The organism is Magnetospirillum sp. SS-4, from assembly GCF_902729425.1.
Taxonomy (GTDB): Bacteria; Pseudomonadota; Alphaproteobacteria; order Rhodospirillales; family Magnetospirillaceae; genus Phaeospirillum.
In genome coordinates, this window is sequence record NZ_CACVCH010000095.1 from 1 (window position 1) to 6,887 (window position 6,887).

The following is a 6,887-nucleotide window of genomic DNA, read 5'->3' on the forward strand; positions in this document are numbered from 1 at the left end:
TGATTGCCGAGGGCAGTCCGGGTTCCGTCATCCCCGCGAAAAGCGGGGATCAATGGACGGGGCAAAGCCTACGGATGGCCAGAGGCCCCGCCGCCGGACACTTGGATTCCCACTTTCGTGGGAATGATACCAACGGTCGAAACGTTCGACCGTTGGACGGCCGCAAGCGCGGCCGCGCCGCTCGTGCGGCGAGACCTAAGGGAAGGGCCACGGAGGGTGGCCCGCCCGGCGATTGAGGGGACCATAAGGCCAGGCCATGGGGCCGGTATTATGGCCGTTGGTATGATATGAAATCCGTTTGATCGGTTCCGCCAGCCTCATCCTGAGGAAGCCGCGAAGTGGCTGTCTCGGACGAGGCTGGCCTTGGTCGAACCTCGCCTTCGAGAACCTCAGGATGAGGTTCGACGGTGATTGGGATGACGAACGGATCATCCAGATTTGGGCTGACGCATGAGAATTCACCGTTGCGTAACCTGAATTCGGAGCCCTAGCCGGCGGCGCCCGGCCCTCGCCCCCGTGCGGTGCCGCGATGGGCAAAAGAGCCGCCCTTTTCAGTTCACCGGAGCGGCCGCCGCTCCCAACGCCTTCACGAAGGCCGCATGCAATCTTTTGATGGAGAATGGCTTTTTGAGGAAGCAATTGGCCCCCGCCGCCAAGGCCATGGCCTCGGCGCTGTCGCCTTCCACCCCGGTGGCCAGGATGATGGGGATATTGGGATCGATCCCCTCCTGCCCGGCCCGGATGCGCCGGGTGCATTCAATGCCGTCCATGCCCGGCATCATCCAGTCCATGACGACGATGTCGGCTCCGCCTTCCCGCAGGGTCAGCATGGCCTCGTTACCGTCCTCCGCCTCGACGATCTCCTTCACGCCGAACTCATGCAGCACAACCTTGATCAGCGTCCGCATCTGCGGAGCATCCTCGACAATGACGGCTCGCTTGCATCTGTTATGCATGGCCCCTCTCCAGAAGGTGGTTGCGGACGCAATTTACTCTGCGAGTGTAGCGAGAACGGGTCAGAACGGCATCAACTTCCTCCCTACATCTTCCGTATTGCGGCACTGAAAGTGACAGCCGATCTCCGGGGCACCTGTAGCGCGGGAGACACGGACGAAACCAGACAAAACGGAAATCCCCCGGCCGTCAGCCGCTCCGTCGGCTCAGGCCCGCCCGCAGGACCTTCTCCTCCATCCCCCGCAGATCGAAGGCCACCGCGTCCCAAGGCGCCATATCCTCCATCACGATCGGGCAGGATCGGGGCAGATCAAGGGCGGTTGGCCGGAATTGCCCGGCCGCCTCGCGGACGCGCAGCCAGATATCTTCCAGATCCAGATGGCGCCGAAATTCCGGCCGCCAGACCAGGGCCAACTGCGATTGGGCGAAATCCATTCGCTGAATCTGGCCGCGATCGTCGTAGGCCGCCAGTTTCACCAGGGCCAGCATGGCGCGGAAAATCCATCCGGCCGCCTGGTCGATCTTCAAAGTCACCCCGTCTTCGATTTCTTGCGCCAACGCCCCGGGATCAAACCCCGCCGGACAGGCGGACGCGGGGAGCCGTCGCAAAAGCGCCGCTTGATCGCGGCACCATTCGACCCAGTCGGCATCACGGTCCGTGGATGTCATTGTTCACGCCTCGCCGTCGGAAACCCGAACCCAGCCAATATCACTCTATACCCGGACCGCCGCCCCTCTGTCATCGCCATTGGAGGTCCTTCGCCCCCGAGGTAACCATGAGACGGCGAAAACTCCCCGCGAATCTGATAAAACCTAACCCAGGGTCCCTTTTGATTGGATGGATGCGGCAGTGACCAGGAAATGCGAAAAGCCGGTTTGCGATAGTGCTGAACCCTGTGCCGTGGAGGCAGACCAGGCACTGGCCCCTCCCGCCGCCAAGCGCACCAAGGCAAAAACCAGGACGCCGAAGCCCCGGCAAACCGTGATTCTGAATGCCGGTCCGGCGGAAGCCACGCCCGCGCCGACGGTGGCACCGGCGGCCCCATCCGCGGAAGCCGCTCCGGCCGTCACAACGGGCCAAGCCGTCAAAACCGGGCTGGGCGAGGTTCATTGGCAAAAGCAGGAGGCGGCGGGCATCCTGGATGGTCGCGAAAGCCTGTTCCTCAAGGTCTGGAATGCCATTTCCTCGTTCCAGATGCCCAAAGCCCCCGCCCGTCCGAAAGCGCCGAAGAAGCAACCAGCAACCGAGGTGGACCCCTACGCCGACCTGTTCGGCTGAGCCTCCGCCCCCGCCCCGGTCAAGTCGATGGGACAGGTAAGGTGATCACGGAACCTGGGGCGGCCCGAGCTTCGGATTCATATCAGGGCCGCCGTACTGCGCGAGGGAGCCGGGACCGGACGCTGCTGATTCTCGACACCTCGGATATCGCCAAGGCCATGGACTATCTGCTGAAGCGCTGGCCGGCCATCCTGCCCGGCGCATCGACGAGTTGCCGCCCTGGAACTGGAAAGGCGAAAGCCATGCCGAAGCTGCATGACCTGGAAGCAGATATCGAGGCGCTCGACGAAGTTCTGATGTCGGATCAGTTCCCGCCAGATTGTTTGATGTTGTGCGATCTTGACGGCTTTCTGACCGGCATCGCCATCGGGCTGGAACTGATCATGCCCGGTGTATGGCTACCGGTCATCTGCGGCGGAGAGGAACCGGTGTTCGACGATGCCGGTCAGCATAACCGCCTTCTCGACACGGGTGCGGATGTAGGATTCAAGGTCATGACGGCATTGGAGGCTATTGAAGTCGTTGGCGGTATGGGCGCCATCTCCGTCGTGGGCGCGGTGGGGGGGCGGCAATGATCTCTCGCGATCAACTGCCTCGGAACGGCAGGCTGAAGATAGGCATTCTGCTGGGGTTGGCCGCCGTGGCCATGGGCATCATCGAAATTGTCGATAACGGCCCCGCCTTGCTGCGCGGCACCCTCGATTGGTGGCGCCGGATGTAACCAGAAACGCCCCACAAAAACGACGACGCCGAGATGACCCCATGGAGTCATCTCGGCGCGGCGGATCCGTTCAGCTGAGTCAGATACGGTCGGCGATATATCCGACCAGCGGCAGCTTCCAGGCGCGGCGGAACGCCACCGAGACCAGCCCGGCCACCGACAACACCAGAACCAGCATGGACGAGAAGCCGAAGAACCACTTTCCGATGCCGGGAATTTCCAGGACGAACATGGAAAGGACCGCGACCATCCACAGCACCAGCCCTTGCTTGGCATGGAACTGAACGTATTCGTCGTCCTTGTTGCGCATCAAAGGCACAAAACAAAGAATGCCAAGATAGCTGAGGGCAGCCATCACCAAGGGCTTGTAACTGGTTCCGGTTTCTTGCGACAACCCGACGGTCTGTACGGTCATTTCGTCCTCCTTCAGACGGCTTCGGCCGCAGCCGGCTCGGCATTGCGGTTCTTGTAATATCCATAGAGGGCGATGGCGCCCGCCACCCCAACCACGCCCAGCAGCACCGGCCCCCAGGCGCCCAGACCCAGGCCGAGCCCCAAGCTGACGCCCTTGGCGGACAGCATGGCGCTGCTGCTGGTTGCGGCGGCGATGGGGCTGGCGGTGACGGAAGCACCGGTGGCGGCACCCGCCGCAGCACCGGCGGCGCCGGCTCCACCGGCAGCAACCATGGCCTTGCCCTTGACGCCGGTTGCGGCGACCTTGGTCGCTACGCCGGTCCCCTTGGCGGCCATGGCGGCCTGATTGGCGCCACCAGCGGCCGTCTTGGCCCCGGCGGCCGTCTTGGCCCCGGCGGCTTTCATGCCCGCGGCCTTGGCGGTCACCGCCTCGCGCTCAACCTCTGCCGCGGCAGCCTTCGCCGCACCGGTCTTGGCCGTGGCGCCATTGGCAGCACCCGCCTGAGCCCCACCGGCCTTCACGCCGGCAGCCTGTGCGGCACCCTCACGCTCGATTTCCCGAGCAGCTGCGGCACCCATGGACGCGCCGCCAGCTGCGGAAGCTGCGGCATTCGCGGCGGTTCCACCAGCCATGCCTGTTGCCATCTGTGCTGCCATAACCTAACTCCTCTGGGAAAGAGACAAATACCTACATGTCTTGTTGCACAAATTCGCCCGTTCGACAATAGTCATCAAGCGGATAGCAGTACGTCTGCAGCAAAATATGTTAATAATCACTCGCATTTTCCATGCTTCAGCAGTCTATGCTTCCTGGTGCTTTGTTCAAGATATGACGGAGCCATGGTCTTTGGTAAAATGATGGCGCGTAAAATTCAGGGCCTACGATTCTTCCATGGCCGCCGCCCCTGATATGAACTGATTTCGCCGACAGAGATCCCCTCCAGCGTAAATCCTACCGTTGCTCAACCACAGGAGACGTGGGCCGTGGCTTATTCACAGGAAATCAGCCGCGACCAGCGCGGCGCCTTTATCTTTCTGGTCGATCAATCCAAATCCATGAACACCACCTTCGGTGTCGATGATAACGGACAGACGATCAGCCGGGCCCAGGTGGTGGCGGATGCGCTCAACCGAACCCTCGACGAACTGATCAACCGCTGTATGCGTGATGAAGGTGTCCGAGATTATTTCGACATCGGCGTCATCGGCTATGGGCGTACCAACCGCGCCGAGTTCTGCTGGCTGGGAAACCTCGCCGGGCGCACGTTGGTGCCGATCTCCGAGGTGGCGGAAAACGCTGAGACCATCGAGGAAGAGACCACCACCATGGTTCGCGGTCAGCCGGTGGTCGAACGGGTGGCAGTATCGCGTTGGGTGGCGCCGGTGGCGGTGGAAAGCACCCCGATGAACGGAGCTCTGCGCTTGGCGCAGTCAATCCTGGAACCATGGATTTCCGCAAACCCCGGGTCATTCCCCCCGGCCGTCATCAACATTACCGACGGCATGGCCAACGATGTGGACAGCGACGAAGAACTTCTGGCGACCGCCCGGCGGTTGACCGGGCTGAAGACCAATGACGGCCACGTCCTGCTGATGAACTGCCATATTTCAGGCGGCGACGACGCGCCGGTGGTGTTCCCGTCCAGCGCAGGACAACTGCCCGACGACACCTATGCCCGCCTGCTGTTCGAGATGTCGAGCGAATTGTCGGGCCGCCATCGTGCCATCATCTGCGAACTGTTCGAGCGCGACCTGAAGACCACGCCGACCCTGCGCGGCATGGCGTTCAATGCCGATGCCGTCGCTCTGGTCAAGCTGCTCGACATCGGTACCCGGCCGGCCATCGTTTTTAACCAAGCCGCCGAGGCTTCTTCGCGGGATCGGACCACGGAGTTCGAACAGTGACGTTCCCGGTATTGGCGGACTACAAGGCGGCACTTTCCAACGCCAAGGCCCGGTTCGCCACTCTCCAGGTGACACCGTTCAAGGATTCCCGAGGCCACCCCCAGTTTCTCGCCGGAAACTTCGCCGGGGTGTTCCGGGTCACCGATTCCGAGGGGGCGCTTCTGGCGATCAAGTGCTTCATCCGTGATCTTCCCGATCTGGAGCGCCGCTACAAAGCAATCTCCGGCTTCGTCGCTGCCAGCGGCTCGCCCTATGTGGTTCCGCTCCGGTTTCACCGCGACGAACTCTACGTGACGTCGTCCATCGCCAAGCACGGTGAATATCCGGTCATCAGCATGCCTTGGGTCCCTGGCCGCACCATCGGCGCCTTGGTCCAAACCCTGTGCGATAGCGACAAGCGCGGTGGCATCGCAGGCTTGAGCCGGGCCTGGGCGCGGCTTTGCCTGGATCTGTTGAACCGTGGCGTGGCCCATGGCGACCTTAAACACGACAACATCCTGATCGGACCTGATGGTCGACTGAAGCTGATCGATTACGATTCCATGTATCTTCCTGAACTGAGCGGGCTGCCCTGCACCTTGCTCGGCAGCATCAATTTCCAGCACCCTGAGCGCAACGAGACGCATTTCGATGCGACGCTGGATCACTTCTCCATGCTGGTGATGCAACTGTCGTTACGGGCCTTGGTGTTCGATCCCGGCCTGCTCAAGCACTGCCACAGCGGCGAGAACCTCATCTTCACCCGGTCGGATTTCCTCAATCCGCAAGGCTCCGAGCTGTTCCAACGGCTATCAGCCTTCGATGACCTCTACGTTCGCGATTGGGCGGCACGGCTTGCGCTGGCCTGTGGGGCGAATTCCATCCGCATACCGTCGATCAAGGCGATCCTGTCCGTGGCCGCAGGGCTGGACATGAGCCCGGTAACCGGAGGTCTGAGGTGGCTTCTCTATCGGGTGTCCAGTGGAGCGCCAAATATCACTCCCACTGCCCGGCCTAAGCCTACCGTTCCCAGTCCTTCTGATCACTCCAAGCCGGTGGTGTCCGGCCGCAACGACGATCCGATCGATCGTCTGAGAAAGCTGAAGGCCGCCCTTGATGAGGGCCTGATCAGCCAGGCCGATTACGACGGGCAGAAGGCCAAGATCATGGAAAATTTCTGAGCGATCCGGCCCCCCCGGCATGTTTTGCGTGAACGGTTGTCCGCCGGTAGCGGTCCCAGTCGCCGGGGCGACTTTCCGCATTGGTTCCCTCTTTCCAAGTGGGGCGATCTTTCCAAGGGAATGTGGCGCACCCCTTGCCGAGAGCGGCGAAAGCCACCGGCCGTGTCCCCATAATAGGGCGTGCCGGTGACGATGACGATTCCCTCGTCAGGCCATGCCGCCCTTTTCGACCTGGAGGCGATTTAATCTTATTATAAATTTTGAACATGGGATTTCCCGTGTGCTTGTATTATTCTGGTGAAGCGTCATGTATCTTTCGCATGATGTTCGCTGGCATCCGGTGCCTGCGCGCCGCGCACAGGAGACTTTGTCTGTTTGCCTATCTCAAGGGCTATTATAATTGCATCCGGTTGCACTCCGCCCTGGGCAGCCCAACACCCTGCCGGGCCGAGCA

The 6,887-nt window shown here is 61.7% G+C and carries 9 protein-coding genes; 5 read left to right on the forward strand and 4 right to left on the reverse strand.

All coding sequences use genetic code 11. The annotated features are described in order from the left end of the window. Window positions 1-551: 551 nt before the first annotated feature. Both MTBSS4_RS17230 and MTBSS4_RS17235 read right to left on the reverse strand, forming a co-directional pair. Window positions 552-956 (reverse strand): response regulator, encoded by a 405-nt coding sequence (locus MTBSS4_RS17230; RefSeq protein WP_173984641.1) that lies wholly within the window; start codon window positions 954-956, stop codon window positions 552-554. A 187-nt stretch (window positions 957-1,143) separates the two neighbouring features. Then, the gene (locus tag MTBSS4_RS17235) at window positions 1,144-1,488 is read right to left on the reverse strand and encodes a hypothetical protein (protein ID WP_254432629.1); all 345 of its coding nucleotides are present in this window, start codon (window positions 1,486-1,488) and stop codon (window positions 1,144-1,146) included. 316 nt (window positions 1,489-1,804) lie between these two features. Between MTBSS4_RS17235 and MTBSS4_RS17240 the strand changes: the two genes are divergently transcribed. From MTBSS4_RS17240 to MTBSS4_RS17250, 3 genes are all read left to right on the forward strand, one after another. Next, window positions 1,805-2,233 (forward strand): hypothetical protein, encoded by a 429-nt coding sequence (locus MTBSS4_RS17240; protein WP_173984643.1) that lies wholly within the window; start codon window positions 1,805-1,807, stop codon window positions 2,231-2,233. A 158-nt stretch (window positions 2,234-2,391) separates the two neighbouring features. Then, window positions 2,392-2,808, forward strand: coding sequence for a UPF0149 family protein (locus MTBSS4_RS17245; RefSeq protein ID WP_173984644.1), 417 nt, complete (start codon window positions 2,392-2,394; stop codon window positions 2,806-2,808). Then, window positions 2,805-2,954: a hypothetical protein gene (locus MTBSS4_RS17250; protein ID WP_156428705.1), complete on the forward strand. Its 150-nt coding sequence runs from the start codon at window positions 2,805-2,807 to the stop codon at window positions 2,952-2,954. Before MTBSS4_RS17245 ends, MTBSS4_RS17250 begins: the two co-directional genes overlap by 4 nt. A 79-nt stretch (window positions 2,955-3,033) precedes the next feature. Here MTBSS4_RS17250 and MTBSS4_RS17255 read toward each other — a convergent pair whose 3' ends face one another. Continuing rightward, a complete protein-coding gene (locus tag MTBSS4_RS17255; protein ID WP_173984645.1) occupies window positions 3,034-3,369 on the reverse strand; it encodes a hypothetical protein in 336 nt (111 codons plus the stop codon). A gap of 11 nt (window positions 3,370-3,380) precedes the next feature. Further along, window positions 3,381-3,794 (reverse strand): magnetosome protein MamG, encoded by a 414-nt coding sequence (mamG, locus tag MTBSS4_RS17260; protein WP_254432630.1) that lies wholly within the window; start codon window positions 3,792-3,794, stop codon window positions 3,381-3,383. 630 nt (window positions 3,795-4,424) lie between these two features. Here mamG and MTBSS4_RS17265 point away from each other — a divergent pair. Next, window positions 4,425-5,273, forward strand: a complete 849-nt coding sequence (locus tag MTBSS4_RS17265) for a hypothetical protein (protein WP_254432631.1) — start codon at window positions 4,425-4,427, stop codon at window positions 5,271-5,273. After that, window positions 5,270-6,433 (forward strand): protein kinase family protein, encoded by a 1,164-nt coding sequence (locus MTBSS4_RS17270; RefSeq protein WP_173984647.1) that lies wholly within the window; start codon window positions 5,270-5,272, stop codon window positions 6,431-6,433. The genes MTBSS4_RS17265 and MTBSS4_RS17270 overlap by 4 nt, the downstream gene beginning before the upstream one ends. Window positions 6,434-6,887 lie beyond the last annotated feature (454 nt).

Excerpts from the sequence above, each read along its gene's own strand:
- MTBSS4_RS17230 (WP_173984641.1), bottom strand. The coding sequence starts at position 956 with ATGCATAACAGATGCAAGCGAGCCGTCATTGTCGAGGATGCTCCGCAG.
- MTBSS4_RS17245 (WP_173984644.1), top strand. The coding sequence starts at position 2,392 with ATGGACTATCTGCTGAAGCGCTGGCCGGCCATCCTGCCCGGCGCATCG.
- MTBSS4_RS17250 (WP_156428705.1), top strand. The coding sequence starts at position 2,805 with ATGATCTCTCGCGATCAACTGCCTCGGAACGGCAGGCTGAAGATAGGC.
- MTBSS4_RS17255 (WP_173984645.1), bottom strand. The coding sequence starts at position 3,369 with ATGACCGTACAGACCGTCGGGTTGTCGCAAGAAACCGGAACCAGTTAC.
- MTBSS4_RS17265 (WP_254432631.1), top strand. The coding sequence starts at position 4,425 with ATGAACACCACCTTCGGTGTCGATGATAACGGACAGACGATCAGCCGG.